Origin of the sequence: Streptomyces sp. NPDC060194, assembly GCF_042728285.1 — a bacterium.
In the GTDB taxonomy this organism is placed as follows: Bacteria; Actinomycetota; Actinomycetes; order Streptomycetales; family Streptomycetaceae; genus Streptomyces.
Map to the genome: position 1 here is coordinate 1 of NZ_JBHWZH010000057.1, position 25572 is coordinate 25572.

At 75.1% G+C, this 25572-nt stretch carries 27 protein-coding genes; 16 read left to right on the forward strand and 11 right to left on the reverse strand.

Annotation, left to right across the window (positions count from 1 at the left end; all coding sequences use genetic code 11):
* Nucleotides 1–102 precede the first annotated feature (102 nt).
* Nucleotides 103–750 carry a GNAT family N-acetyltransferase gene (locus ACFWEG_RS15035; protein ID WP_387214396.1) on the forward strand — a complete coding sequence of 216 codons (648 nt, stop codon included), beginning with the start codon at nt 103–105 and terminating at the stop codon, nt 748–750.
* A 17-nt stretch (nt 751–767) separates the two neighbouring features.
* Here the strand turns inward: ACFWEG_RS15035 and ACFWEG_RS15040 are convergent, their stop codons facing one another.
* A complete protein-coding gene (locus ACFWEG_RS15040) occupies nt 768–1421 on the reverse strand; it encodes a response regulator (RefSeq protein WP_387214498.1) in 654 nt (217 codons plus the stop codon).
* Between the two features lie 89 nt (nt 1422–1510).
* On the reverse strand, nt 1511–2365 hold the full coding sequence (locus tag ACFWEG_RS15045) for a sensor histidine kinase (RefSeq protein ID WP_387214399.1): 855 nt from the start codon (nt 2363–2365) through the stop codon (nt 1511–1513).
* A gap of 108 nt (nt 2366–2473) precedes the next feature.
* Between ACFWEG_RS15045 and ACFWEG_RS15050 the strand changes: the two genes are divergently transcribed.
* The 4 genes from ACFWEG_RS15050 to ACFWEG_RS15065 all read left to right on the forward strand — a co-directional run bounded on the left by ACFWEG_RS15050 (nt 2474) and on the right by ACFWEG_RS15065 (nt 6418).
* On the forward strand, nt 2474–3178 hold the full coding sequence (locus ACFWEG_RS15050) for an ABC transporter ATP-binding protein (protein WP_387214402.1): 705 nt from the start codon (nt 2474–2476) through the stop codon (nt 3176–3178).
* Nucleotides 3175–5655, forward strand: a complete 2481-nt coding sequence (locus ACFWEG_RS15055; protein ID WP_387214405.1) for an ABC transporter permease — start codon at nt 3175–3177, stop codon at nt 5653–5655. Before ACFWEG_RS15050 ends, ACFWEG_RS15055 begins: the two co-directional genes overlap by 4 nt.
* Nucleotides 5656–5764: 109 nt before the next feature.
* A complete protein-coding gene (locus ACFWEG_RS15060; RefSeq protein WP_387214408.1) occupies nt 5765–6073 on the forward strand; it encodes a hypothetical protein in 309 nt (102 codons plus the stop codon).
* A 102-nt stretch (nt 6074–6175) separates the two neighbouring features.
* Nucleotides 6176–6418, forward strand: coding sequence for a DUF6411 family protein (locus ACFWEG_RS15065; RefSeq protein ID WP_387214411.1), 243 nt, complete (start codon nt 6176–6178; stop codon nt 6416–6418).
* 61 nt (nt 6419–6479) lie between these two features.
* Here ACFWEG_RS15065 and ACFWEG_RS15070 read toward each other — a convergent pair whose 3' ends face one another.
* From ACFWEG_RS15070 to ACFWEG_RS15090, 5 genes are all read right to left on the reverse strand, one after another.
* Complete coding sequence (locus ACFWEG_RS15070) at nt 6480–7061, reverse strand: DinB family protein (protein WP_387214414.1); 582 nt, start codon at nt 7059–7061, stop codon at nt 6480–6482.
* 4 nt (nt 7062–7065) lie between these two features.
* The gene (locus ACFWEG_RS15075) at nt 7066–7641 is read right to left on the reverse strand and encodes a dihydrofolate reductase family protein (protein ID WP_387214417.1); all 576 of its coding nucleotides are present in this window, start codon (nt 7639–7641) and stop codon (nt 7066–7068) included.
* Nucleotides 7642–7713: 72 nt separating this feature from the next.
* Entirely contained in the window at nt 7714–8613 is a 900-nt protein-coding gene (locus ACFWEG_RS15080; protein ID WP_387214420.1) for an SDR family oxidoreductase, read from the reverse strand.
* Nucleotides 8610–9599, reverse strand: a complete 990-nt coding sequence (locus tag ACFWEG_RS15085) for an SDR family NAD(P)-dependent oxidoreductase (protein WP_387214423.1) — start codon at nt 9597–9599, stop codon at nt 8610–8612. Before ACFWEG_RS15085 ends, ACFWEG_RS15080 begins: the two co-directional genes overlap by 4 nt.
* Before the next feature lie 428 nt (nt 9600–10027).
* Entirely contained in the window at nt 10028–10384 is a 357-nt protein-coding gene (locus tag ACFWEG_RS15090; protein ID WP_387214426.1) for an STAS domain-containing protein, read from the reverse strand.
* Nucleotides 10385–10579: 195 nt separating this feature from the next.
* Between ACFWEG_RS15090 and ACFWEG_RS15095 the strand changes: the two genes are divergently transcribed.
* The 5 genes from ACFWEG_RS15095 (at nt 10580) to ACFWEG_RS15115 (ending at nt 16654) form a co-directional block, all read left to right on the forward strand.
* The gene (locus tag ACFWEG_RS15095; RefSeq protein ID WP_387214429.1) at nt 10580–14776 is read left to right on the forward strand and encodes a SpoIIE family protein phosphatase; all 4197 of its coding nucleotides are present in this window, start codon (nt 10580–10582) and stop codon (nt 14774–14776) included.
* Nucleotides 14773–15075 carry an STAS domain-containing protein gene (locus tag ACFWEG_RS15100; protein WP_387214433.1) on the forward strand — a complete coding sequence of 101 codons (303 nt, stop codon included), beginning with the start codon at nt 14773–14775 and terminating at the stop codon, nt 15073–15075. The genes ACFWEG_RS15095 and ACFWEG_RS15100 overlap by 4 nt, the downstream gene beginning before the upstream one ends.
* An 84-nt stretch (nt 15076–15159) precedes the next feature.
* Nucleotides 15160–15504: an STAS domain-containing protein gene (locus tag ACFWEG_RS15105; RefSeq protein ID WP_387214436.1), complete on the forward strand. Its 345-nt coding sequence runs from the start codon at nt 15160–15162 to the stop codon at nt 15502–15504.
* Between the two features lie 109 nt (nt 15505–15613).
* The gene (locus ACFWEG_RS15110; RefSeq protein WP_387214439.1) at nt 15614–16033 is read left to right on the forward strand and encodes an ATP-binding protein; all 420 of its coding nucleotides are present in this window, start codon (nt 15614–15616) and stop codon (nt 16031–16033) included.
* A gap of 84 nt (nt 16034–16117) precedes the next feature.
* Nucleotides 16118–16654 (forward strand): GNAT family N-acetyltransferase, encoded by a 537-nt coding sequence (locus ACFWEG_RS15115; RefSeq protein ID WP_387214442.1) that lies wholly within the window; start codon nt 16118–16120, stop codon nt 16652–16654.
* Nucleotides 16655–16660: 6 nt separating this feature from the next.
* Here the strand turns inward: ACFWEG_RS15115 and ACFWEG_RS15120 are convergent, their stop codons facing one another.
* Nucleotides 16661–17305, reverse strand: coding sequence for a class I SAM-dependent methyltransferase (locus ACFWEG_RS15120; protein ID WP_387214445.1), 645 nt, complete (start codon nt 17303–17305; stop codon nt 16661–16663).
* A 151-nt stretch (nt 17306–17456) separates the two neighbouring features.
* Between ACFWEG_RS15120 and ACFWEG_RS15125 the strand changes: the two genes are divergently transcribed.
* The 3 genes from ACFWEG_RS15125 to ACFWEG_RS15135 all read left to right on the forward strand — a co-directional run bounded on the left by ACFWEG_RS15125 (nt 17457) and on the right by ACFWEG_RS15135 (nt 19882).
* Nucleotides 17457–17978, forward strand: a complete 522-nt coding sequence (locus tag ACFWEG_RS15125) for an AAA family ATPase (RefSeq protein WP_387214447.1) — start codon at nt 17457–17459, stop codon at nt 17976–17978.
* Between the two features lie 147 nt (nt 17979–18125).
* A complete protein-coding gene (locus tag ACFWEG_RS15130; RefSeq protein ID WP_387214450.1) occupies nt 18126–18611 on the forward strand; it encodes a MarR family winged helix-turn-helix transcriptional regulator in 486 nt (161 codons plus the stop codon).
* On the forward strand, nt 18608–19882 hold the full coding sequence (locus ACFWEG_RS15135; RefSeq protein WP_387214453.1) for an MFS transporter: 1275 nt from the start codon (nt 18608–18610) through the stop codon (nt 19880–19882). The genes ACFWEG_RS15130 and ACFWEG_RS15135 overlap by 4 nt, the downstream gene beginning before the upstream one ends.
* On the opposite strand, the gene ACFWEG_RS15140 is transcribed toward ACFWEG_RS15135, so the two are convergent.
* The 3 genes from ACFWEG_RS15140 to ACFWEG_RS15150 form a co-directional block, all read right to left on the reverse strand.
* Nucleotides 19883–20395, reverse strand: coding sequence for a GNAT family N-acetyltransferase (locus ACFWEG_RS15140; protein WP_387214457.1), 513 nt, complete (start codon nt 20393–20395; stop codon nt 19883–19885).
* 4 nt (nt 20396–20399) lie between these two features.
* Nucleotides 20400–21245 (reverse strand): alpha/beta fold hydrolase, encoded by an 846-nt coding sequence (locus ACFWEG_RS15145; protein ID WP_387214460.1) that lies wholly within the window; start codon nt 21243–21245, stop codon nt 20400–20402.
* A gap of 180 nt (nt 21246–21425) precedes the next feature.
* Nucleotides 21426–21920 (reverse strand): DUF4396 domain-containing protein, encoded by a 495-nt coding sequence (locus ACFWEG_RS15150; RefSeq protein ID WP_387214463.1) that lies wholly within the window; start codon nt 21918–21920, stop codon nt 21426–21428.
* Between the two features lie 237 nt (nt 21921–22157).
* Between ACFWEG_RS15150 and ACFWEG_RS15155 the strand changes: the two genes are divergently transcribed.
* Genes ACFWEG_RS15155 through ACFWEG_RS15165 form a run of 3 tightly spaced genes read left to right on the forward strand, consistent with a single transcriptional unit; the run spans nt 22158 to nt 25454 of the window.
* Entirely contained in the window at nt 22158–22646 is a 489-nt protein-coding gene (locus ACFWEG_RS15155; protein ID WP_387214466.1) for an SRPBCC family protein, read from the forward strand.
* Nucleotides 22639–24264 carry a phytoene desaturase family protein gene (locus tag ACFWEG_RS15160; RefSeq protein ID WP_387214469.1) on the forward strand — a complete coding sequence of 542 codons (1626 nt, stop codon included), beginning with the start codon at nt 22639–22641 and terminating at the stop codon, nt 24262–24264. The genes ACFWEG_RS15155 and ACFWEG_RS15160 overlap by 8 nt, the downstream gene beginning before the upstream one ends.
* Nucleotides 24265–24269: 5 nt before the next feature.
* Entirely contained in the window at nt 24270–25454 is a 1185-nt protein-coding gene (locus ACFWEG_RS15165) for a zinc-dependent alcohol dehydrogenase (protein ID WP_387214501.1), read from the forward strand.
* Nucleotides 25455–25572: the final 118 nt, after the last annotated feature.

The following is a 25572-nucleotide window of genomic DNA, read 5'->3' on the forward strand; positions in this document are numbered from 1 at the left end:
CCCCCGCCCCGCCTCCCCGCGGGGCGGGGGCTCCGGTCGTCTCCGCGCGGCGGCGCACGCAACTCCGTTGCCCGCCGCCCGAGGCGCACGCACCATGGCCGCATGCTCGCCGATCTCTTCCCGCCGCTCGGACTGCGGCTGTACACACCGCGGTTGGAGCTGAGGTTGCCCTCGGAGGGGCAGCTCGCGGAGCTGGGGGAGGTGGCGGCGGGTGGGATCCACGGGGCGGACGACAACCCGTTCATCGTGCAGTGGACGGGCGGGACGCCGCAGGAGGTGGCGTACAGCGTGCTGCGGCACCACTGGGCGGGGCTGGGGGCGTGGAGTCCGCGGGAGTGGACGTTGAATCTGACGGTGCTGCGGGAGGGGACCGTGGTCGGGATGCAGAGCCTGCGGGCGACGGATCTCGCGGTGACGCGGGAGGTCGGGACGACGTCGTGGCTGGGGCGGGCGTACCAGGGCCAGGGCATCGGCACCGAGATGCGCGCGGCCGTGCTGGAGCTGGCGTTCGCCGGGCTCGGCGCGGAGGAGGCGGTGTCGGGGGCGCTGGCGCACAACACCGCGTCGCTCGCCGTGTCCCGCAAGCTCGGCTATCTGCCGGACGGGAGCCGACGGCTGTCGGTCGCCGGCAGGCCGGTGCGCGAGCACCGGGTGCGCCTCACGCGCAAGCGCTGGGAGCGGCACCGCCGGGTAGCCGTCGCCGTCGAGGGGCTGGAACCGTGCCTCCCGCACCTGGGCCTCGGCGGCTGACGGCGGACCGGTGCCGGTCAGGAGCCCGGCGTGACGAGGCCCGTCTCGTAGGCGAGGACGACGGCCTGGGCGCGGTCGCGGAGGTTCAGCTTGGCGAAGATGCGGGCGACATGGGTCTTCACCGTCGCCTCGCTGAGGACGAGGTGGGCGGCGAGTTCGGTGTTGGACAGGCCGCGGCCCAGCAGGGCGAGCACCTCGCGCTCGCGCGGGGTGAGGGCGGCGAGGTCGCGGTGGACGGCCGGGGCCGACGCGCCGGACGCGGGGCCGGGGCCGGGGGCGAACCGCTCGACGAGGCGGCGGGTGATCGACGGGGCGAGCAGCGCGTCGCCGGTGCCGACGAGGCGGACGGCGGCGGCGAGGTGCGCCGGGGTGACGTCCTTGAGGAGGAAGCCGCTGGCCCCGGCGGCGAGGGCCGCGTAGACGTAGGCGTCGAGGTCGAACGTCGTCAGCATGATCACCCGGCAGTCGGGCGTCTCGGCGAGGATGCGGCGGGCCGCCGCGAGCCCGTCCATGACGGGCATCCGGATGTCGAGCAGCACGACGTCCGGCCGCAGCCGCCGTACCTCCGCCACCGCCTCGGCCCCGTCGGCCGCCTCGCCGACGACGTCGATGCCGCGGGCGGTGAGGATCAGCCGGAACCCGGCCCGGACGAGCTCCTGGTCGTCGGCGATGACGACGCGGGGCGCGGGGTGCGCGTCGGGGCGGTCCGGCGCGGGCGGGTCGCCGTCGCGCGGGGCCGGCGCGGGGCCGGGAGGCGGGCTCACGGGCGGTCCAGGGGGAGGCGGGCGCGGACGCGGAAGCCGCCGCCGAGCCTGCGGCGGGCGTCGAGGTCGCCGCCGTAGAGGGCGACGCGTTCGCGCAGGCCGAGCAGGCCGCGGCCGGTGCCGGTGGTCGCGGCGGGGGCCGGGCCCGGCGGGTCGCCGGTGAGGACGCTCGGTCCGCCGTTGAGGACCTCGACGCGCAGGGCGCGGTCGGTGTACCGCACGCTGACCTGCGCCTTCGCCCCGTCGCCGTGCTTGAGCGCGTTGGTCAGGGCCTCCTGGACGATCCGGTAGGCGGTGACGTCGACGCCGGACGGCAGCGGGCGCGGGTCGCCGGATATCCGGGCCTCGACGGGGAGGCCGGCGAAGGCGAACCGGTCGACGAGCGCGCCCAGTCGGGCCAGCGTCGGCTGCGGGTCCGCGACGGCCGGGACCGCGCGGGCCGCGTCGCTCCCGTACGGCTCGTCGGTGCCGTCCTGCGCGGGCGCGAGCAGCCCGAGGAGGTGCCGCAGCTCGGTCATCGTGTTCCGTCCGGCCGTCTCGACCGCGCTCATCGCCGCCGCGGCCTCGTCCGGCAGGGTGGCGAGCACCTCGCGCGCCGCGCCCGCCTGGACGACCATCAGGCTGACGTTGTGGCTGACGACGTCGTGCAACTCGGCGGCGATGCGCGCCCGTTCGGCGTCGACCGCCGCGCGGGCCGCCGCCTCCCGTTCGCGCTCCAGCAGCCAGCCCCGCTCCCCCACGGCCGCGCGGTGCGCCCGCCGGGCCCGTACGGCGAGCGCCGCGCACCAGCCCGCCGCGCCGACCGCGGCGACCAGGGCGGCGACGAGCCACGTCGTGCCGGTGTCCGCCATCTCCCCCACCCCCCGTGGTGATCACCGTACATCCCCGGTATGACACCGACCGGGGATACATCCACGGGCCGACGCCCCCGCACCGGGCCCGACCATAGGTTTCGTGGCATGACGACAGATCAGGAACGGCCCGTGGTGGTACGGCTCGACGCCGTGCACAAGGAGTACGGCGACGCGAAGGCCCTCGACGGGCTGTCGCTGGAGGTGCGGGCGGGCGACGCGGTGGCGGTGATGGGGCCGTCCGGGTGCGGCAAGTCGACCCTGCTCAACATGGTGGCCGGGCTCGACCGGCCGACCTCCGGCACGGTCGAGGTGCGCGGCCACGACGTGGGGGCGATGAACGAGACGCAGCTCGCCCTGTTCCGCCGCCACCACGTCGGGATGGTCTTCCAGTTCTTCAACCTGATCGACGACCTGCCCGCGCTCGACAACGTCGCCCTCGCCGCGCAGCTGACGGGCACCCCCGCCCGCCAGGCCCGCCGCCGGGCCCTCGAACTCCTCGACGAGCTCGGGGTGGCGGCGCGCCGGAACCACTACCCCGCCACGCTCAGCGGGGGCGAGCGCCAACGGGTAGCGGTGGCGCGGGCGTTGATGAACCGGCCCGCGCTCCTGCTCGCCGACGAGCCGACCGGCGCACTCGACAGCCGGGCCGGTGAGCAGGTCATGGACCTCCTCATCGACCTCAACCAGATCGGCCAGACCCTGCTGATCGTCACGCACGACCCCGCTCTGGCGGCGCGGTGCGCCAACCGCCTGGTGGAGATGGCCGACGGCCGGGTCGCCCGCGAGAGCGCGCCGGCGGTGACGGCGTGAGCGCGGTGTGGCGGGCGTCCCGCGCGGCGGTGAACCGGCGGAGGCTCCAGACGTTCCTGATCGGGCTGGTCGTGCTGTGCTCGACCACGACGGTGCTGCTCGCGCTCGGGCTGCTGGTCGCGGCGTCGGGGCCGTTCGACCGCGCGTACGCGGCGCAGCGCGGGGCGCACGTGATCGTCACGTTCGACGCGTCACGGGTGACATCGTCGCAACTCGTCAGCTCCACAGGGCAGTCAGGTGTCGAAGCGGCCGCCGGACCGTTCGCGCAGACCGTCTTGGACGTATCCGGGGACTGGCTCTGGATGGCCGGCGGAACGCTGACTGTGGTCGGCCGCGCGGATCCGGGAGGTCCGGTGGACCGGATCGAGATCCTGGAGGGCCGCTGGGCGACCGCGCCCGGCGAGATCGTCGTCAACTGGTCGAGCCAGGGGTCCCCTGGTCCCGAACTCCTCGGCACGCGCCTGAAGACATCCGGCGGCCCGACCCTGGAGGTCGTCGGCTTCGCCACCAGCATGAGCCGGTCGGCGAGTGCGTGGGTGGCACCGGAGCAGATCGCGGCGCTGGAAGCGGTGCGCGGTGCGGGCGATGCGGGTACGGCGGGCACACCGGCGCCGCGGAGTGCCGCGAACACGGCCGAGACGCCGGGCGCCAGGGACACGCGCACCGCGAGGTCGAACGCCGCCCCGGACCTCGCGGGGGGCGCGGCGTCCGGCGCGGTCGCAGGGGTCGCCGGGTCCGAGGGGTCCTCCGGCTCCTCCCTGCAGATGCTGTACCGCTTCTCGGACGCCGGCACCGAGGCGGACGTGGCCGCCGGGTTGGCGCGGGCCACCGAGGGGCTGCCCGCGGGCGCGGTGGCCGGCAGCCAGTCGTACCTCGCGCTCAAGCAGGCGTTCTCCGCCCTCGCCGACGCCTACCTGCCGTTCATGACCGTCTTCGGCGTGCTCGGCCTGCTGGTCTCTGCGCTGATCGTCGGCAACGTGGTCAGCGGCGCGGTGGTCTCCGGCTACCGGCACATCGGGGTGCTCAAGGCGCTGGGCTTCACCCCGCGCCAGGTGGTGGCCGTCTACCTGACGATGCTCTCCGTCCCGGCGGTGGCGGGCGCGGTGCTCGGGACGCTGCTCGGCAACCTGCTCGCCGGCCCGATCCTGGGCAGCGCGTTCAGCGGCATCGAGGTGGGGCGGGCGCAGGTCGGCGAGCTCGCGCCGTGGGTGAGCGCGGTGTGCCTCGTCGGGATGCCGGCCCTGGTGGTGCTCACCGCGCTGGTCCCCGCGCTGCGGGCCCACCGGCTGCCCGCCGTGCGGGCGATCAGCGCCGGCAGCGCGCCCCTCACCGGGCGCGGGCTGCGCGTGCAGCGGTGGCTCGCCGGCACCCGGCTGCCGCGCGCGGTCGGCCTCGGTCTCGGGCGGCCGTTCGCCCGCCCGGCCCGCTCGCTGCTCACCCTCGCCGCGATCGTCCTCGGCGTCACCACGGTGACCCTGACCACCGGCCTGACCGGCACGATGCTCGCCTTCGCCGAGGTCGGCCGGGAGGACGGCGGGGCGCGGGTGTTCGTCTCGGCGCGCGACGGCGAGCGGGCCGCCGCCCTCACCGACCGGCAGATCGAGCAGCGGCTGCGCGCCCTGCCGGACACCGCCGGCGTCCGGGCCCGCGCCTTCGCGCGGGCGACCCTGGCGGGCCACAGCCAGGAGCTCTACGCCGACTTCTACCGCGGCGACGACGCGTCCTACGCCCGCACGGTCGTCGAGGGCCGCGGGCCGGTCGCGGCCGGCGAGATTGTCGCCGGGCCCGGGTTCCTGGACCGGCGCGGCCTGTCCGTCGGGGACGGCGCGACGCTGCGGCTGAACGGCCGGGAGCTGCCCGTACGGGTCGTCGGGCGGCTGATCGAGGGCTCCCGCAGCATCGAGGCGGCGTGGCCGACATATGCGGCGATCGCGCCCGGCTCCCCGGCGACGGAGTACACGGTCCGGCTGGTACCCGGCGCGGACGCGGGCGCCTACGCCGAGGCCGTGCGGGCGCTCGACCCCAGGCTGCGGGCGGAGGTGAGCGACGGGACGAACACCGGGACGACGATCGTCGTCGGCTTCTCGACCGTCTTCACCGTGCTCCTCACCGCCGTCGCCGCCCTCGGCGTCCTCCACACCGTCCTGCTCGACGTCCGGGAGCGCCGCCGCGACCTCGGCGTGCTGAAGTCGATCGGGATGACCCCGCGGCAGGTCGTCGTCATGACGGTGACGTCCGTCGCCGGGCTCGGGGCGGTGGGGGGCGTGGTCGGCATCCCGCTGGGGGTGGCCGCGCACCGGTACGTCGTGGACGCCGTGGGGGCGGTGGAGTTCACGGCCCCCATGAAGGACGTGTGGCACGCCCCGCAGCTGGCCGGGCTGCTGCTCGCGGGGGTGGTGATCGCGGTGCTCGGCGCGCTGCCCCCCGCGCGCGGCGCGGCGCGGACGGGGGTGGGGGCGGCGCTGCGGACGGAGTAGGGGCGGGGGGCTCGGGCGGGTGAGAAGGGGGGACGGGCCGGTTCCGGCCCGGGAACGAGGGAAGCAGCAGGTCGTACGGACACTCACCCCACGGAGTCGAGGAGTCGGAATGACCACGTTCGTCATCACTGTCCCGGGCACGTTCACCTCGGGCATCTCGGATTCCTCCCGCGCGGAGCTGGAGCGCAGGCTGGGCGCGCTGCACACCGACATCAGCCGGGAGCAGGGGCTCGACCTGCTGACGCTCAACGACGACGACACGTTCTCCGTCCGGCTGGAGGTCGACGCGGCGGACCGCTACGAGGCCGAGCTGGACGCGGTCGGGTTCGTCGCGACGGCGCTGCAGGAGACCGGGTTCTCCGACCAGGACGCGCTGCTGGGGAATCCGGCGGTCACGGGGATCGACAGCGACCTCTGAGGCCGCGGGCGGCGGGGCCGCAGGCGTAGGCCCCGATTCGCCGGGTACGCGCGGTGACACACGACGAAGCGTCACCGCACCACCGAGGAACTGGAGTCCACCATGATGATCGCCGGAATCATCGCCGTCTGCGTACTGCTCGCCGTTCTGGCGTTCTTCCTGCCGCGCCTGTCCAAGCACCCCGAGCGCGGCACCCAGAAGACCCTCGGCCTCGGCTCCCGCGCGGGCGGCAAGGCGCCCGGTCCGCTGGGCCGCCTGTTCAGCAAGCCGTTCCGCAGCAGCCAGAAGGCGGTCGGCAAGAGCGGTTCCGCCGGCCGCAAGGGTCGGGGCCACATGCCGTTCTGACCCCTGCCGCACCCCTCTCGGCCCGGTCCCGCCCTCCGGCGGACCGGGCCGCGGTGCGTCCTCAGACCTTGCGGGCCGCATGTTCCAGGCGGTCGCGGTAGGCGGCCCACCAGGCGTCGTCGCCCGGGGCCATGCTGTCGTTGCCCTGGCTCATCCCCACCGCGCCGTCGAGGAGTTCGCGCAGGATGTCGGCGTGCCCGGCGTGCCGCTGGGTGTCGGCGACCACCCGCACCACGACGTGGTGCAGGGTCGCCTCGTCGCGGCCCTCGGGCCACCACGGCACCCGGCCGACCGTGTCCAGCGGCAGCGCCTCGACGGTGGCGTCCGCGTGCGCCCACACCCTGCGGTACAGCCCCGTGACGTCCTCGCGCGACTCCTCGGCGGTCGCCCACATGTCCGCGTTGGTCCCGGCGTCCGCCCCGAGCCACGGCAGCACCTCCGCGAACGGCCGGCCGAACGTGTCGCCCAGATACCCGACCTCCACCCCGGCCGCGTGCTTCACCAGGCCGAGCAGGTTCGTCCCCGTCGGCGTCAGCGGCCGCCGGATGTCGTACTCCGACAGGCCGTCCAACTTCCACAGCAGGGCGTCCCGGGCGGACTGCAGGTAGAAGTGCAGGTCGGCTTTTGCATCTGTTGACGTCATGCGCTCATCCTGAGGCCCGCAATACGCGCTGGCGGAGGTAGGTGACGCCGGTCGGGAAGGTGCGGGTCTCGAGGAGTTCGAGGTCGACGCGGCGCTCGTGGTGGGGGAAGAAGGGGGTGCCGCCGCCGACGAGGACGGGGTGGATCTTGGGGCGGTACTCGTCGACGAGGTCGTCCGCGGCGGCGGCGGTGGCGAGGGTGGCGCCGCCGATGGCGATGTTGCCGGCCTCGGGTGCGGCGCGCAGGCGGGTGATCTCCTCGCGGAGGGAGCCGGTGGCGAGGCGGGCGTTGCCGCGGAGGGTGGTGAGGGTGCGGGAGAAGACCAGCTTCGGGAGCGGGTTCCAGAGGGAGATCCACTCGCGTTCGGCGTCGCTGAGGCCGGGGCCCCCGGCCACGTTCTCCCAATGCAGCATCGCCTCGTAGAGGTGACGCCCCATCAGGTGCACGCCCACCTCGCGGATCTGGTCCATCGCGAAGCGGAACAACTCGTCGTCCGGGGCGGTCCATTGGAACCCGCCGTCCGGCCCGACGATGTAGCCGTCGAGGGACATGCCCATCGAGTACGTCACCTTGCGTGTCACGAGACCTCCTCCGGCGCGGACCTCGACCTTACGGCCACGGGCCCGCGCCGGAGGAGGTCCGCCGCGCCGGGGTCAGGGCAGCGGGGTGCCGCCGGTCGCGTTGAGGATCTCCGCGGTGACGAAGCTGGCGCCCTGGGAGGCCAGGAAGACGTAGGCGGGGGCAAGTTCGGCCGGCTGCGCGGGCCGGCCCATCGGGGCCTGCTTGCCGAACTCGGTGGTGTCGGGCATGGTCGCCGGGATCAGCGGCGTCCAGACCGGGCCGGGCGCGACGGCGTTGACGCGGATGCCGTCCTCGACGAGCATCTGCGCGAGCCCCTGCGTGAAGGTGACGATCGCGCCCTTGGTCATCGCGTAGTCGAGCAGGTGCGGGCTCGGCTTGTAGGCCTGCACGGACGTGGTGTTGATGATGCTGCCACCGCGCGGGATGTGCGGCGCGGCGAACTTGCACAGCCAGAACATCCCGTAGAGGTTCGTGCGCACCACGCGGTCGAACTGCTCGGTGTCGATGGCCTGGATGCCGTCGGGCTGACTCATCTGGTACGCCGCGTTGTTGACCAGGATGTCGATCCGGCCGAACTCGCGCACGGCGAGGTCGACGAGTTCCCGGCAGTCGCCCTCCTCGCGGATGTCGCACGGCACGGCGACCGCCCGGCGGCCCGCGTCGGTGACCAGCGCGGTGGTCTCGGCGGCGTCCTTCTCCTCCTCCGGCAGGTGGGTGAAGACGACGTCCGCACCCTCCCGCGCGTACGCCAGCGCGACCGCGCGGCCGATGCCGGAGTCGCCGCCGGTGACGACCGCGACCCGGTCGGTCAGCAGGCCGGTGCCGCGGTAGGAGTCCTCGCCGTGGTCCGGCGGCGGGTCCATCGGCCCGGTCCAGCCGGGGTGCGGCTGGTCCTGGGACGGCAGGTCGGGCTCGGGGTGCAGGTGACGGGGGTCGCCGGGTGCCGCGGAGCGGTTCTTGTCGTCGGTCAAGCCGTGTTCCCCTTCTCGGTGCGGTGGAGCTGGTTGAGACGGGTGGCGGCCTTGTCGTTCAGGTAGCGGCCGGCCTGGTGGAGGCCCGCGAGCACGCGGCTGCGGGGGCGGGGGGTGGGGAGGGTCTCGCCGGGGACGGTGTCGGTGGGCGCGTCGGCGGACGGCAGCAGGCGGGCGGCGACGCCGGTCAGGCGGGTGGTGAGGGCGGGCGCGAGGCCGTGCGCGAGCGACGCGGCGTGCGCGGCGGGGGTGAGGACGACCCGGGGCCTGCGGCGCTCGGCGGCGCGGACGATGCGCTCGGCGGCGCGCTCGGCGTCCATCGAGACCAGCGGGGTGCCGGAGAGCGCCGAGAACCAGGCGTACTCCCGCTCGGCGGGGCCGCCGAACTCGGCCTTCAGATGGGAGCCGGTGCGCATCAGCCCGGGGTGCGCGGCGGTGACGGACACCCCGGAGCCCGCCAGCTCCGCGCTCAGCCCCTCGGCGAGCGTGCCGATCGCGGACTTCGCGCAGGAGTACGGGACGAGGTGCGGCACGCCGAGCAGGCCGCCGACGGAGCCGGTGAGGACGAGGCGGCCGCCGGCGGGGCTGCGGCGCAGGTGGGGCAGGGCGGCGAGGGCGGTGCGGACGCAGCCGTGGAACATGGTGTCCATCGCGTCGCGGAAGTCGTCGGGGGTGAGGGCGTCGAGGGGGGCGACCTGGATGATGCCGGCGTTGGCGAACACGGCGTCGAGGCCGTCCTGCTGCGCGGCGACGTCGTCGACGGTCGTCCGCACGGCCGTGTCGTCGCGGACGTCGCAGACGCGGATCGAGGGTTCCGCGCCCGCGTGGGCGGCGATCCAGGCGGCGCCCTCGCGCAGTTCGTCCTTGTCGCGGGCGGCGATCGTCACGCGGTTGCCGCGGAGGGTGAGGCGGGCGGCGAGGAGGAGGCCGAGGCCGCGGGAGCCGCCCATGACGAGGGCGGAGGTGTTCCGGAGTTCGTTGTGCATGCGCACGGCCTTTCGCTGGGGGCGGGTCTCACCGTGGCCGGTGGGGGCGGGTGCGCGGGGTAGCGACACGCGGCCGCGGGGGGCCGTGGGCACTGAGTGCCCCGATCTGCGTCCGGTATGCGGGGGCCTTGGGCGGCGGCGGCGGGGTCTGCGACTGCGTCGCGGTGCACGGGCTGCGCCCGCGCGGCCTCAAACGCCGGCCGGGCTGATTTTCTTGGCCGCCTCGGCTCGGAATCGCCGCCTCGGCTCAGGTGCGCCGCCTCGGCTCAGGTGCGCCGCCCCGGTGCACGGGCTGCGCCCGCGGCCTCAAACGCCGGCCGGGCTGAGTTTTCTTGCCGCCTCGGCTCGGAATCGCCGCCTCGGCTGAGGTTCGCCGCCGCGGCTCAGGTGCGCCGCCGCGGCTGAGGGGTGAGGCCGCGGCGTCGAACTCACGAGGGCTGTGTGCCCGCCGCCTCCTCCACCGTTGCGCGGAACGTGAAGACGTCCTCCAGTCCGACCACACGCAGCACGTGCCGCAGGTCCGGGCGGACCCCCGCGAGGGTGAGGCGGGCGCCGGTGGACTGGGCGCGCTGGTAGGCGGTGATGAGGACGGTGATGCCGGTGGAGTCGCAGTACTCGAGGCCGGAGAGGTCGAGGACGACGTGGGAGTCCGCGTCGAAGGGGGTACGGGTGAGGGCGCGCGTGAGTTCGGGCGCGGTGTGGTGGTCGAGTTCGCCGGCGGCCGCCACGACGTGGGCACCGGACGGGTGCGTCGACGTGGTGACGTCGAGGGGGGAGGCATTCACCGGTTTCTCCTGAGCAGGCGCGGGGGCGGTGTCGGGAGTCTATCCGCGTCCGCGAGGACCTGGCCGGGGGCACCAGGGCGCGGGCGGGCGCGTGATCGCCCGGCGGCGCGCCACCGGAGCGGTCGCCTTATCCTATGGACGGCATGGTCGGGCCGGTGGCCGGGGCCGCGGGTGGTGGCGAGGAGAGGTGGAGCGGTGACGCGTGCAGAGGCGACCGGGCGGGACCCGGTGCCGACCCCGGCCGCGGACGTCTTCGCCGCGGACTCCGAGGTCGGACCGGACCTGGCGGCCGTCGACTGGGCGGCGACGCCGCTCGGCCCGCCGGAGACGTGGCCGCAGAGTCTGCGCACGGCGGTGGGCATCCTGCTGTCGTCGCGGTTCTCGATGTGGATGGCGTGGGGCCCGGAGCTGACGTTCTTCTGCAACGCCGCCTACCGCCGGGACACGCTCGGCAGCAAGTACCCGTGGGCGCTGGGCCGGCCCGCCGGAGAGGTCTGGGCGGAGATCTGGGCGGACATCGAGCCGCGCGTCGCGCAGGTCGTCGAGCGGGGGGAGTCGACCTGGGACGAGGCCCTGCTGCTGTTCGTCGAGCGCTCGGGATACTCCGAGGAGTCGTACCACACCTTCTCCTACAGCCCTCTGCGCGACGACGAGGGCAAGGTCGTCGGGCTCTTCTGCGTGGTCAGCGAGGACACCGAGCGGGTCGTCGGCGAGCGGCGCATGGCCACCCTGCGCGACCTGGGCTCCGATCCGACGGTCGCCCGCACCGAGCGCGAGATGCTGGCCTTCACCGGGGCGCAGATGGCCCGCAACCCCCGTGACCTGCCCTTCACCCTGACCTATCTGTTCGAGGACGACGGCTCCGCCCGCCTCGCCCGCACCACGGGGCTGCCCGACGGACACCGGGCCGCCCCGGCGCTCCTTGCCGCGGAGTCGTCGGACGCGGACGGGCCGTGGCCCCTGGCCGCCGCAGCCCGCGGCGAGTCGGCCACGGTCGGGCTCACCGGTTCCGCCTTCGCCGACCTGCCGGCCGGCACGTGGCCCCGTCCCCCCGTGGGCGCCCGGGTGGTCCCGCTGCTGCGCCAGGGCGACTCGCCGTACGGCTTCCTGGTCGCGGGGCTGAACCAGTACCGCCCGTTCGACGAGGGCTACCGCGGGTTCCTCGAACTGGTGGCCGGGCACGTCGCCGCGGGGATCGCGGGGGCGCGCAGCTACGAGGCGCAGCAGCGCCGGGCCGAGGAGCTGGCCGAACTGGACCGGGCGAAGACGGCGTTCTTCTCCAACATCAGCCACGAGTTCCGCACCCCGCTCACCCTGATCATGGGACCGGTGGACGAACTGCGTTCCCGGTCGGCGGAGTTCGGGCCCCGGGTGCGGGAGGAGCTGGAGGCCGTGCACCGCAACGGCCTGCGGCTGAGCAAGCTGGTGAACACGCTGCTCGACTTCTCCCGGATCGAGGCCGGGCGGATGCAGGCGAGCTACGAGCCGGTCGAACTGGGCGCGTTCACGGCCGAGTTGGCGAGCGTGTTCCGGTCGGCGGTGGACCGGGCGGGGCTGGCGTTCGACGTGGACTGCGCGCCGCTCGCCGAGCCGGTCCACGTCGACCGGGGCATGTGGGAGAAGGTGGTCCTGAACCTGCTCAGCAACGCGCTGAAGTTCACCTTCGAGGGGTCGATCGCCGTCCGCGCGGCCACGGAGGGCGGGCAGGCGGTCGTCACCGTCACCGACACCGGCATCGGGGTGCCGGCCGCGGAGCTGCCGCGGCTGTTCGAGCGGTTCCACCGCATCGAGAACGCCCGCGCCCGCTCCGACGAGGGCAGCGGGATCGGTCTGGCGCTGGTGCGGGAGCTGGTGGAGCTGCACGGCGGCACGATCGGCGCGGAGAGCGTCGAGGGCGAGGGCACCCGGTTCACGATCCGGCTCCCGTTCGGCACCGCGCACCTGCCGGAGGGCGCACGGCCGCAGGAGTCCGGGGCGGCCGCGCCCGTCCTCGACCCCGGCATCGCCGCCCCGTACCTGCAGGAGGCCCTGCGCTGGCTGCCGGGCGCCGGGGTGGACGTGTCCGAGACGGTCCCGGCGGCCGACGCCGCGACCGGGACCACCGGCTCCGCGCCGGCCGGCGCCCACGTCCTCGTCGCCGACGACAACGCCGACATGCGCGACTACTTGGTCCGGCTCCTGAGCGACGGTGACGGCCGGGGCTCGGGCTACCGGGTCACGACGGTCGCCGACGGGCAGGACGCGCTGGAGGCGGTCCGCCGCGATCCCCCGGACCTGGTCGTCAGCGACGTGATGATGCCGCGCCTCGACGGTCTGGCGCTGGTGCGGGCCCTGCGCCGGGACCGCCGCACGGCCGCCGTGCCGGTTCTGCTGCTCTCGGCCCGGGCGGGCCAGGAGGCGTCGATCGAGGGACTGGCGGCCGGCGCGGACGACTACCTCGTCAAGCCGTTCGCGGCCGCCGAGCTGCTCGCGCGGGTGAGGGCGAACGTCGAGCTGGCGCGGTTGCGGACGCATCACGCGCGCTGGCGCACCGCGCTGGTGGACTCCCTGCAGGAGGCGTTCTTCGTCGCGGACGAGGACGGCGCGGTGATCGAGGTCAACGCCGCGTTCACCCAGGTGCTCGGCTACGGGCCCGAGGGGCTGCCCTACCGCCCCGCGCAGCCGTGGTGGCCGGATCCGGAGACCGACGCGGAGGGGCACCGCCTGGTCGCCGAGGCGTTCGCGACCCGGCTGGACCACGAGCGCGGCACCCGCACCCTGCCGGTCGTGCACCGCGACGGGCACCGGCTGTGGATCAGCGCCAACTTCAACCAGGCGCGGGACCCCGACACCGGGCGGCGGGTCATCGTCGGCACCTTCCGCGACGTGACCGCCGAGCACTACGCCGTGCAGCGCGACACCGCGCTCGGCTCGCTCAGCACGCGCCTCGCCCAGGCGCAGAACCTGCCGGACGCGCTGGCGGGGGCGCTGGACGAGCTGCGGAAGGTGTGGCACGCCCGCCGGGTGGTCGGCGCGGTCCTCGACGCCGGGGGCGAGCCGGTCCTCACCTCGACCGAACACGGCCTCGACTGGGCGCGGTTGACCCCCGAGCAGCAGGCTTCCCTCACCGGGCTCCGCAGCCGCCCGCTGCTCTCCCCGGTCGCCGGGGAGCGCGGCGTCGGGGTGCTCCTGGAGCACCCGCACGGGCCGCTCGCGCTCTGGATCGACCTGGGCGAGCGCCGCCCGTTCACCAGCGAGGACGAGATCCTGCTCTCGGTGCTCACCGGGCACCTGGCGCAGGGGCTGACCCGCGCGCACCAGATGGACCAGCAGCGGGAGACGGCGATCGCGCTGCAGCGGGCGATCCTCGGCCCGGCGGTACTGCCCGAGGGCTTCGCGGTCCGCTACGAGCCGGCCACCCAGCCGCTGGAGGTCGGCGGGGACTGGTACGACACGATCCAGCTGCGCGACGGGCGGATCGGGATCGTGGTCGGCGACTGCGTCGGCCGGGGACTGGAGGCGGCCGCAGTGATGGGCCAACTCCGCAGCGCCTGCCGGGCGTTGCTGCTGCAGGACGGCAGCCCGGCGCGCACCCTGATGGCGCTCGACCACTTCGCGGCCGGGGTGCCGGGGGCGCTGTGCACGACCGTGTTCTGCGGGGTGCTCGACCCGCGGACCGGGCACCTGACGTACTCCAGCGCCGGGCACCCGCCGGGCATCCTGGCGCTCACCGACGGCACCAACCAGCTCCTCGAGGACGGGCGTTCGACCCCGCTGGCGGTGCGGCCGGGCTCCGAGCGGCCGGAGGCGGAGTGCGTGATGCCCGCCCGGACCACGTTGCTGCTGTACACCGACGGTCTCGTCGAGCGCCGCAGGCGGCCGCTGACGGTCGGCATCGACCAGGCCGGCCGGGCCGTCCAGGCGGGCCGGGACGCGGCCGTCGACGAGCTGGCCTCGCAGGTGATGACGAGCCTGAGTCCGGCCGGCGGGTACGACGACGACGTGGCGCTGCTGCTCTACCGCCACCCGGGCCCGTTGGAGGTGGAGTTCCGCGCCGAGTCGACGCAACTCGCGCCGGTGCGCAGTGCGTTGCGCGGCTGGCTGGCGCAGTGCCAGCTCCCGCCGCACATGATGCAGAACGTGCTCGTCGCCGCGGGCGAGGCGTGCGCGAACGCCGTCGAGCACGGCCACCGGCACGCGCCCGGCGACGTCGTACGGCTGCGGGCGGAGGCGTTCGTCGACCGGCTGCACGTGAGCGTCGCCGACTCCGGCCGCTGGCGTACGCCCCGACCGGAGGCGAATCCGCACCGCGGCCGCGGGGTGACGCTGATGCGCGCGATGATGCAGCAGGTCACCATCACCCCCGGGCCGTCCGGCACGACCGTCGAGATGCACGCGAGGATCACCCCATGACGACACCGCTCACGCTCACCCCCGGGCACGCTCCGGACGGGACCGCGCGGCTGACGGCCGTCGGTGAGATCGACATGAGCAACACGGCGGCGCTCGCGGAGGCCCTCGGCCGGATCGAGGACCGGGTGGTGGTCGATCTGACGGGGGTGGACTACCTCGACAGCGCGGGCCTGAGCGTGCTGTTCGCGCACGCCGGCCACATCGAGCTGGTCGCGGCCCCGCTGCTGCGGCCGGTCCTCGACGTGTCGGGGCTCGCGGATCTGGTGACGGTGCACGCGGGGCGGGCCGCCGGCAGGTGACGGACCGCGGTCGGCGCGGGGTCCGTGGTGCGCGTCTCACCGAGGGGGGTGCGAGGGCCGCGGCCGACGTGGGAAAATCCCCGCATGCTTGGTCACCAGGGTGAGGTCCGCGTCGAAGCGGCGGGAGAGGACGTCGTCGTGCGCTGCGCCGGCGACATCGATCACGATCTTTCGCCGGACCTGGACCAGGCCCTGCGCCAGGCCCTGAAGTCGGCGCCGGTCCGTACGGTCGTGGACCTCTCCGAGGTGCGCTTCGCGGACTCCGCCGTGCTGCACAGCCTGCTCCAGGCCGCGCGCGAGCACCAGGAGGCGGACGTGCAGCTGGTCGTCGCGGGGCCGCTCGGCGAGGTCACCCGGCGGCTGTTCGAGGTGACCGGCTCCGCGGAGGCGTTCACCTTCGTCGACGCCCCGCCTTCGGCACACGGCTGAGGCGGGGCGGGCATGGCGCGTAGGGTGGTCGTTGACGCGGGCCGTGACGGCCGTGCCGCGGCGATCGCCGGCCGGCCCGTAACACCGGAAGCGTACGGAGAGTAAGCGTGTGACGTTCACCTCTGGGGACCAGGCGCCCCACCGGGCCCTCCCGGCCTCGGCCGCCCAGGCGCGCGAGGTGGTGGAGCGGCTCGTCCACACCTTCTACGCGCCGCTGGGCGCGTCGGCGGGGGACGTCGACGTGGTCGTGGCCGACGCGCTGCTCGTCACCTCCGAACTGGTCACGAACGCGTTCCGGCACGGCGGCGGGCTCATCGCGTTCGACGCGCACGTCTCCGCCGACGGCCTGCTCGTCAGCGTCACCGACCGCAGCTCCACGCTGCCCGTCACCACGACGACGGAGGTCCCCGCGGGGGACCGCACCGGCGGCTACGGCTGGCCGCTGGTCTGCCGGCTGGCGTCCACGGTGTCGATCACCCCGGCGCCGCCCGAGGGCAAGTGCATCCACGCGTTCATCCCGCTGACCTGAGGGGACGCGGGAGGTGGCTCGTGAGCGCGGGACGCGCGGATCTGCTTAGGGTGCCGTAACGCTCGTTACGTGAAGGGGGATCCCATGTTCTCGTTGTCGCTGCGCGACGGCGTCCGGCTGGCCGCGCTCGAGGTCCGGCACGCCGAGGAGTTCGGCGCGCACATGGACCGGGCGCGGGAGCACATGCGCCCGTGGGTCGGGGCCGGGTTCGTCGCCGAGGACGTGCGCGGCACCCTCGCCCGGTACGCCGAGCGGCAGGCCGCCGACGGGCCCCGCCTCTTCGGCCTGTGGAGCGAGGACGTGCTGGTCGGCGGCGTGATGTTCACCGGTTTCGACGCCGCGGCCGGCACCTGCGAGCTCGGCTGCTGGACCGAGCCGGCCGCCGAGGGCCGGGGTCTGGTCACCCCGGCCTGCGGCGTGCTGCTCGACTACGCCTTCCGCACCCGCGGCCTGCACCGCGCCGAGTGGATCTGCCGCGCCGACAACCAGCGCAGCGCCGCGGTCGCCGCGCGCCTCGGCATGACCCTGGAGGGCGTCCGCCGCGAGGCCTGGCTCTACGACGGCGTCCGCCACGACGAGCAGCTGTGGGCGATCCTCGCCCCCGAGTGGCGCGGGCGCTGACCTGCGTCAGCGGGCGCGGCGGGCCAGGAGGACGGAGTCCTCGGCCTCGACGGGGCCCTCGTCTCGGTGCAGGGTTCGGGAGCGCTGCTCGACGGTGACGGGCTCGAAGTCGTCGGGCAGGCCGGGGAGGAGTTCCGCGGCGAGGAACATCGCCTTGCGGTGGGTCTCGGAGAGGTCGTGCGCGAACGCGTGCGACGGGGCGTGGCCGACGACCAGCAGCAGGCCGCCGGGGGCGACGGCGGTCGCGAGGCGGCGGGTGACGTCCACCATCCCGCCGTCGGGGGCGTGCAGGTAGTGGCTGGTCACCAGGTCGTACGCCCGCCCTTCCGCGTCGAACGCGCGGGCGTCGGTGCGCCACCAGTCGATGCGGTCGCCGAGCCCCGCCTCCTCGGCGTGCCGCGCGGCCCGCGCGAGCCCGGCCTCCGAGAAGTCCGCGCCCGTCACGCGCCAGCCCTGCCGCGCCAGCCACACGACGTCCCCGCCCTCCCCGCAGCCCACGTCCAGCGCGGTCCCGGGCGTGGCGCTCCCGGCCGCGGCCACCAGCTGCGGATTGGGCCGCCCGCTCCAGAACCGCGCGTCCCCCGCGTACCGCTCGTCCCAGCCCGCGGGCTCGAACATCGCGGCCGCGGCCTCCTCGTCGTGCGTCCCCATCGGGTGCCTCCCGTTCTTCGTCTCCCGGCACTCCGGGTACGGCGCGCCGTGTGCCGATGATGCACGCGGGCGGCGCGCGGCGGCGAAGGAACTTGCCGCTCCGGCAAAACCGGGGTGCGGTGGGGGTGGGCGCGGGGGCACCCTGGCGCGTATGCCCGTCATCCTCGTCACCGGTGTGATGGCCGCGGGGAAGTCCACCGTCGCCCAGCTCCTCGCCGAACGGCTGCCCCGCTCCGCGCACGTCCGCGGCGACGTCTTCCGGCGGATGACCGTCTCCGGCCGCGAGGAGCTCCTCCCCGACGAGACCCCTGCCGCGCGCGCCCAGTTGGAGCTGCGCTACCGCCTCTCCGCGCTCGTCGCCGACGAGTACGCGCGCGACGGCTGGACGGCCGTCGTCCAGGACGTCGTCCTCGGCGACGACCTCCCGCGCTACGTGGCCCGCGTCCGGACCCGCCCGCTGTACGTCGTCGTCCTCGCCCCCTCCCCCGCCGCCGTCCGCCACCGCGAGGCCTCCCGCGCGAAGTCCGGCTACGGTCCCTGGACCGTCGAGGCCCTCGACGCGTCCCTCCGCACCACCCCTCCCCTCGGGCTCCGCCTCGACACGTCGGAGCAGACGCCGGAGGAGACGGTCTCGGCGGTACTCACGCGGCTGGACGAGGCGCGGGTGGCATAGCCCGCGGGGGGCGGGGCCGCGCGGGTCGGGGGCCGGAATATCGCGGTCGGGGGCACCTCCACCCACCCCGCCGTCTCCGGCGGCGTGCAGCGGCGGTCCCTCGCCGGGGGTTGCGGGAAAATATCGGAGCGCTGTTATATAAGCGCTGTGACATCCCAGGATCCCACCACGTCGCCCGACCCCTGGCACTCCCTGCACGCGCTGCTCGCGTCGATGGACGCGGAGATCGAGCAGGTCCACACGGAGCGCGGGATCGAGGGCGTGCGCCCTCGGTTCGCGTATCCGTTGATCCGGCTCGCGCACACCGGGCCGCTGACCATCCGCGAACTCGCCGCGTCGCTGGACCGCTCGCACTCCGCGGTCAGCCAGACGGTCGCGGCGATGCGGAAGGAGGGCCTGGTCACCTCCGAGCCGGGGCCCGATGCCCGTACCCGCCGGATCGAGCTGACGGATCGGGCCCGCGCGCTCGTGCCGTTCCTGGAGGCGGAGTGGCGCGCCACCCACGCGAGCGTCGCGGAGCTGGACGCGGAGGTGCCGTACGCGATGACCGCGGTCGTCGCGGAGGTGCGGCGGGCGCTGGAGCGGCGGTCGATGCGGGAGCGGGTGCGCGGCCATCTGGAGGAGCCGCGATGAGGGTCGGGCTCGACACCCGTCCTCTGCGCGGGAGTTCGGCTTTCCGCGCGCTGTGGATCGGGACGTCCGCGTCGCAGCTGGGCGCGCAGGCGGCGAACGTCGCCGTACTGGCGCAGGTATGGGACCTGACCCGCAGTCCCGTTGCCACCGGCGCGATCGGGTTGGCCACCGGGCTGCCGATGGTCCTGTTCGGGCTGCTCGGCGGGACGTTGGCCGATGCCTTCGACCGCCGTACGGTGGTGCGCGCGACCACGACCGGACAACTCCTGGCGGCCGTGGGGCTGTTCGCCCAGGCCGTCGCGAACGAGCCTGACATCGTGATGCTGTTCGTGCTCGTGGCCGCGTCGGCAAGCTGCAGCGCGCTCGGCGCGCCCGCGCGCCGCACGTTCCCCGCACGGCTGCTCCCCCGCGACCAGGTCGCGGCCGGCCTCGCGTTGAACAGCGTCTCGTTCCAGGCGGCGATGCTCGTCGGCCCCGCGGCGGCGGGGGCGGTGATCGCCCGCTGGGGGTTCGGCGCGGCGTACGCGGCCCAGGCGGTGGCCGTCGCGATCTCGATGGCCGCGCTGGCCGGCCTGCCCCCCGTGCGGCCCGAGGGCGCGGGCGAGCACCGGAGCCGACCCGAACGCGGCGGCTGGGGCGTCGTCCTGCGACGCCCGACCCTGTGGGGTGCGCTGGCGACCGACCTGGCCGCCGTGCTGCTCGCGATGCCCGTCGCGCTGTTCCCGCTGGTCAACGAGGCCCGGTTCGGGGGTGATCCGCGGACGCTCGGCCTGTTCCTGTCCGCCGTCGCGGTCGGCGGGATCACGGCCGGCCTGCTGTCCGGCGCGGTGACGCGGCTGCCGCGCGCGGGCCTCGTCCAGCTCACCGCGGCCTGCGTGTGGGGGCTGGCCCTGGCCTGCTTCGGCCTCGCGGGGCCCCTGTGGCTCGCGCTCGCCTGCCTGGCCGTGGCGGGCGCGGCGGACACGGTCTCCGTCGTCACCCGCGGCACCCTCGTGCAGCTGGAGACCCCGGACGCCTCCCGGGGGCGGGTCTCCTCGGTCGAGCACGTCATCGGGGTCGCCGCGCCCGAGCTCGGCAACTTCCGTGCGGGCGCGGTCGCTTCGGCCGGCGGTGCCGCTGTGGCCCTGGTCGCCGGTGGGCTGTCCGCGGTGGTCGCGATCGTCCTCATCGCCGCGGTCAACCGGCCGTTGCGGACCTACCGCACACCGGCGGCCACGCCCGCGCCCGCCCCCGCCGCGGACGTCGGGGCGGAGGAGTGCGGGCGGACGTAGTCAGCCCGCCGGTCCGCGCCGCCAGCGGATCTCGCCGTCCACCACGTGGTCGGTGGGCGTGAGTCCGGCGGCGGACGCGACCGCGGCGGAGGCCTGGTGGTCGGGGTGGACGTGCGCGACGACGGTGCGCACGCACTGCCCGTCGAGCCACGCGACGAGCGCGCGTGCCGCCTCGGTCGCGATGCCCCTGCCCTGCCAGGGGGTTCCGACGACCCAGGCGATCTCCGCCGCCGCCCCGCCGTCGGTGACGGTCGCCTGGACCGTTCCCGTCAGGCGGTCCTCGTCGCGGAGGCGGACCACCCAGTTAAGCCAGGACGCCGCCGGGTCCGGGGAGCCCGCCTCCCACCTCTCGTAGCGGGCGCGCAGGGCCTGCGGGGTGTCCGGCGCGCCGCCGATGAAGGCGTGCAGGGCGGGGTCGGCGAGCACGGCGGCCATCTCCCGCGCGTGCTCGGCGCGCAGCGGCAGCAGGTCGAGCCGGTCGGTCCGCAGGGGGCGGGCGGTGAGGGGGTGCATGCCCCTAGTCCACCAGTTTCGCCAGGAGTTCGGCGGCCGGGGCGGGGGTGACCAGCCATTTCAGGTGGCTGCCGGCCAGGGTGTGGACGTCGTAGGGGTTGTCCGGGGTGAGCGCGTCGCCCTCGCGGATGAGGCGGTCCTGCAGGGCGAGGGGGAGGCTCGCGTCGTCGGCAAGGCGGATGTACGTCTTCGGGATGCGGCCCCAGGTGTCGGCCCGGGCGCGGTCGGCGGACGTGCCGGCGTCGAGGTTCTCGTCGGGCTGGTAGGTGTTGAGGAAGGCGCGGAACTCGTCATCGGTCCCGTCGGCGAGGAAGGCCGCCTTGAGCGCGGCGAGGACCTCGGGCTGCGCGGTGCGGAAGTTGACGCGCAGGACGCCGAGTTCCGCCGGATTCCCCGCCAGCGCGGGCCCGAACGCGGCCGCGTCGACCGTCGCCATCTCCGGCTCTGCGTAGTACGCGTTGACCTCCAGGTCGACGGGGCACCAGGCCGAGACGTACACGATCCGGTCGATCAGGTCCGGTCGGGCGTTGGCCGCCGCGGTGGCCGTGACCCCGCCGCGGCTGTGCGAGACCAGCACGACCGGGCCGTTGCGCTTGGCCCGCTCCAGGACGCCGATCAGGTGCGCGGCGTTGTCCGCGAGCGTGACCCCCTTGATCGCCCCGGGCGCTTCGGCGAGTCCGGCCGCGTCCTGCGGCGCCTGGTACGCGAGCGGGAAGGTCGCCGCGAACCCGTGCCCCGGCAGGTCCACGGCGACCGACCGGTGCCCCAGCAACCCGAGCTCGGCCTGCAGCGGCGCGAACGAGAACGAGTTGGCGAATGCTCCGTGGACCAGGACATACGTCGGTTGCACAGGTCTGCTCTCTTCGGTCAGGTGACTTCGGCGACTGCACCGCCAACCTAAGCCGCCTCCGGGCACGACGGCAATGATCAGTCCGCCCGGGCCCCACGACGCGCGTGCAGCGCGGCGCAGTCGGCGGCGTCCGGTACGCGCCCGTCGAGACGCGGCCCTCGACGCCGCCGCCACCCCGGCTCAGTGGTACGCGTGGACCACCGCGTGGCCCTTGCCGCGGCCGATCATCCACTTGTTGACGGGGGTGGTGACGACGAAGGCGACGGCGAAGCCGCCGAGGAGGGCGGACCAGAAGAGGGCGTCGGAGAGGTGCGCGTCCATCGCGCCGGGGGTGAGGGCGATGATGCCGTTGTCGACGAGCTCCATGACGGCGATGGAGACGGTGTCCGCGGCGAGCGCCACCTTGATCGCGGCCTTCGGGGCGAGCCCGGCGCGGACCACTGCGAAGAGCGTGAAGGAGTACCCGAACAGGAAGGCGAGGCTGATCGCCAGCACCATCGTCGGGACGTTGCCCCAGCCCAGAGCGGTGCCGATCACCATCCCGAGGACCTCGCCGACGAGGCAGCCGGTGAGGCAGTGCAGTGTCGCCCGTATCGCGGTCCCCCAGGTCGCGCCGTGCGCGGTGCCGTGTGCGTCGCCGTGTGCGGCGTGGGAGTGGTGCGCGCCGTGGTCCATGACATCCCCGTTCGTCGTCGCATCGGGCCCGACGGCCCCGTGCAGATCGGAACCATATACCCCCCTGGGGTATTCCGTCACGCGCGGGGCGCACGAGTTCACCCGCACGCTCCTCCCCACCGCCGCACGCCGTGCCGGGGAGGGGGAAGGGGGCGAGAGTGTGTAGGGGGGACGACGAGGGGCACTCAGGGTGGGCGAACCGGCCGGACGGCCGGGCCGACCGCCGGGAGGACACGCATGGCCGTGCGACACCAGCTCATCCGGCGCCCGCCGCGGGCGCTGTGGGACGTCCTGGGCGACGAGTCGCGGTACCACGAGTGGGTGGTGGGGACGCACTCGTCGTACCCCGCGGAGGGCGCGTGGCCGCAGGAGGGCTCCTCGTTGCGCTACACGGTGCGGTTCGGGCCGAAGGAGTTCACGGGGCGGACGGTGGTACGCCGCCACGACCCGCCCCACGTCCTGGAGCTGGAGGCGCACAGCGGCGCGCTCGGCAGCGCGCGGATCGCGTTCGACATCCGCCCGTGGGGCGAGCACACGCTGGTCGTCCTGGACGAGCACCCGCTGCGCGGCCCGGGCGCCGCCGTCCACAACGGCGTCGTCGACGCGCTGATGCAGCTCCGGCACCGCAGGATGCTGGCCCGGCTGGCGGAGGTCGTCGAGCGGACGACTTCGGAGCAGGGCCCGCGACGGCGTCCGGAGCGGGGACGGGACAGCGCCGATGTCTGACGCGGTGGTGGTCGGCAGCGGCCCGAACGGGCTCGTCGCCGCGAACCTGCTGGCCGACGCGGGATGGCGGGTCACCGTCCTGGAGGCGCAGGACGAGCCCGGCGGCGCGGTGCGCAGCGACCGGGGCGTGGACCCGGAGTTCGTCAGCGACCTGTTCAGCGCGTTCTACCCGCTCGCCGCCGCCTCGCCGGTCATCCGCTCCCTCGCCCTGGAGGATCACGGCCTGCGCTGGTGCCACGCCCCGCGCGTGCTCGCGCACCCGCTGCCCGACGGCCGCTGCGCGGTCCTGGACCGCGACCGGGAGACGACGGCGAAGGGCCTGGAGGAGTTCGCGCGCGGCGACGGCGAGGCGTGGCTGGACCTGTGCCGCGGCTGGGACCTGGTCGGCGACGGCGTGCTCGACGCGCTGTTCACCCCGTTCCCGCCGGTCCGCGCGGGCCTCGCGCTCGCCGGCCGGGTGCGCGCGGCGGGCGGGCTGCGGTACGCCCGCGACCTCGCGCTGCCGGTGCGACGGCTCGGCGAGGAGAAGTTCGCCGGGCCGGGCGGCCGGCTGCTGCTCGCGGGCAACGCCCTGCACGCCGACCTCGCCCCCGAGGCCGCCGGCAGCGGCGGCTTCGGCTGGCTGCTCACCATGCTCGGCCAGTTCCACGGCTTCCCCACCCCGGCCGGCGGCACCGGCTCCCTCACCGCCGCCCTGGTGGCCCGGCTGCGCGAGCGCGGCGGGGTGCTGGTGTGCGGGCAGCGGGTGACCGAGGTCGTGGTCCGCGGCGGGCGCGCGCTCGGCGTGCGGACGGCCGACGGCGGCGCGTACCGGGCGCACCGCGCGGTCCTCGCCGACGTCACCGCGCCGCAGCTCTACGGCGAGCTGCTCGCCCCCGACGAACTGCCGCCGCGCCTCCGCGACGACCTGTTGCGCCGCTTCGAGTGGGACTTCGCCACGTTCAAGGTCGACTGGGCGCTCGACGGGGCCGTCCCGTGGACCGCGCCCGGCGCCGTCGGGGCCGGGACCGTGCACCTGGCCGACGGCGTCGACGCGCTGACCCGGTTCGCGGCGCAGCTCGCCACCGGCGAGGTCCCCGACCGGCCGTTCCTCCTCTTCGGCCAGATGACCACGGCCGACCCCGGCCGATCCCCCGCCGGCACCGAGTCCGCCTGGGCGTACACCCACGTCCCGCACGAGGTCCGCGGCGACGCGAGCGGCGCCGGGCTCACCGGCCGCTGGGACGCCCGCGAGGCGGAGGCGATGGCCGACCGGATGGAGGAGCAGGTCGAGCGGTACGCCCCCGGCTTCCGCGACCGGGTCCGCGGCCGCCGGATCCTGTCCCCGCCGACCCTCCAGGCCGCCGACGCGAACCTGCGCGACGGGGCGATCAACGGCGGCACCGCCGCGCTCCACCAGCAGCTCTTCCTGCGCCCGGTGCCCGGGACCGGCCGCCCCGCGACCCCCGTCCGCGGCCTCTACCTCGCCTCGGCCTCCGCCCACCCCGGCGGCGGCGTGCACGGCGCGCCGGGCGCGAACGCCGCCCGCGCCGCCCTGCGCGCCCACACCCCGCTGCGGGTGGCGGCGGGGGCCCTGGCCCGCACACGTCCTGTCCGCAACGCACAGAAGGAGGCATGACCGCCATGCGAGCACTCACCTGGCACGGCCGGCGCGACGTGAGGATCGACACCGTCCCCGACCCGCAGATCAAGGATCCGACGGATGTGATCGTCCGGATCACGTCCACCGGCATCTGCGGTTCCGACCTGCACCTGTACGAGGTCCTCGGGCCGTTCCTGGACGCCGGGGACATCCTCGGGCACGAGCCGATGGGAGTGGTCGAGGAAGTCGGGCCCGAGGTCCGGACGCTCCAGGTCGGCGACCGGGTCGTCGTCCCGTTCAACGTGTCCTGCGGGACGTGCTGGATGTGCGGGCAGGGGCTGCACAGCCAGTGCGAGACCACCCAGAACCGGGAGCGCGGCACGGGCGGCTCGCTCTTCGGGTACACCAAGCTCTACGGCCAAGTGCCTGGCGGGCAGGCGGAGTTGTTGCGGGTGCCGTTCGGCGACACGCTGCCGATCAAGGTGCCGGACGGTCCGCCGGACGACCGGTTCGTCTACCTCTCCGACGTGCTCCCGACCGCCTGGCAGGCCGTCGAGTACGCGGCGGTGCCGCCGGGCGGGACGCTCACCGTCCTCGGGCTCGGCCCGATCGGGCAGATGGCCGCCCGGATCGCGCTGCACCGCGGGGCGAGCCTGGTCGTCGGCGTCGACCTGGTGCCCGAGCGGCTCGACCGCGCCGCCGCGCGCGGCGTGAAGTGCCTCGACCTGCGCCGGCACGGCAAGGACCTCCCCGACGTGATCCGCGACCTCACCGACGGCCGCGGGACCGACGCCGTCATCGACGCCGTCGGCATGGAGGCGCACGGCGCGCCCGTCGCCCGCGCGGCGCAGTGGGTCACCGGGCTGCTGCCCGACCCGGTCGCCGAGCGGCTCATGGAGACCGCGGGCGTCGACCGGCTGCACGCCGTCCACACCGCGATCGACGTCGTCCGGCGCGGCGGCACGATCTCGCTGTCCGGGGTGTACGGCGGGGCGGCCGACCCGATGCCGATGCTCACCATGTTCGACAAGCAGATCCAGCTCCGGATGGGCCAGGCCAACGTCCGCCGCTGGGTCGACGACCTGCTCCCGCTGCTCACCGACGACGACCCGCTCGGCGTCGACGACTTCGCCACCCACCGGCTGCCGCTGGAGCAGGGGCCGGAGGCGTACAAGACGTTCCAGGACAAGGGCGACGGGATGGTCAAGACGCTGCTGAGTCCGTGAGACGAGGGTGGGTGCGGCGGTCCGGCGGGTCCGACGGGTCCGACGGGTCCGACGGGACGAGCGTCCCAGGCGTTGCGCCGCCCGTCACGCGCACGACCCCGTCACGGGTAGTACCCGT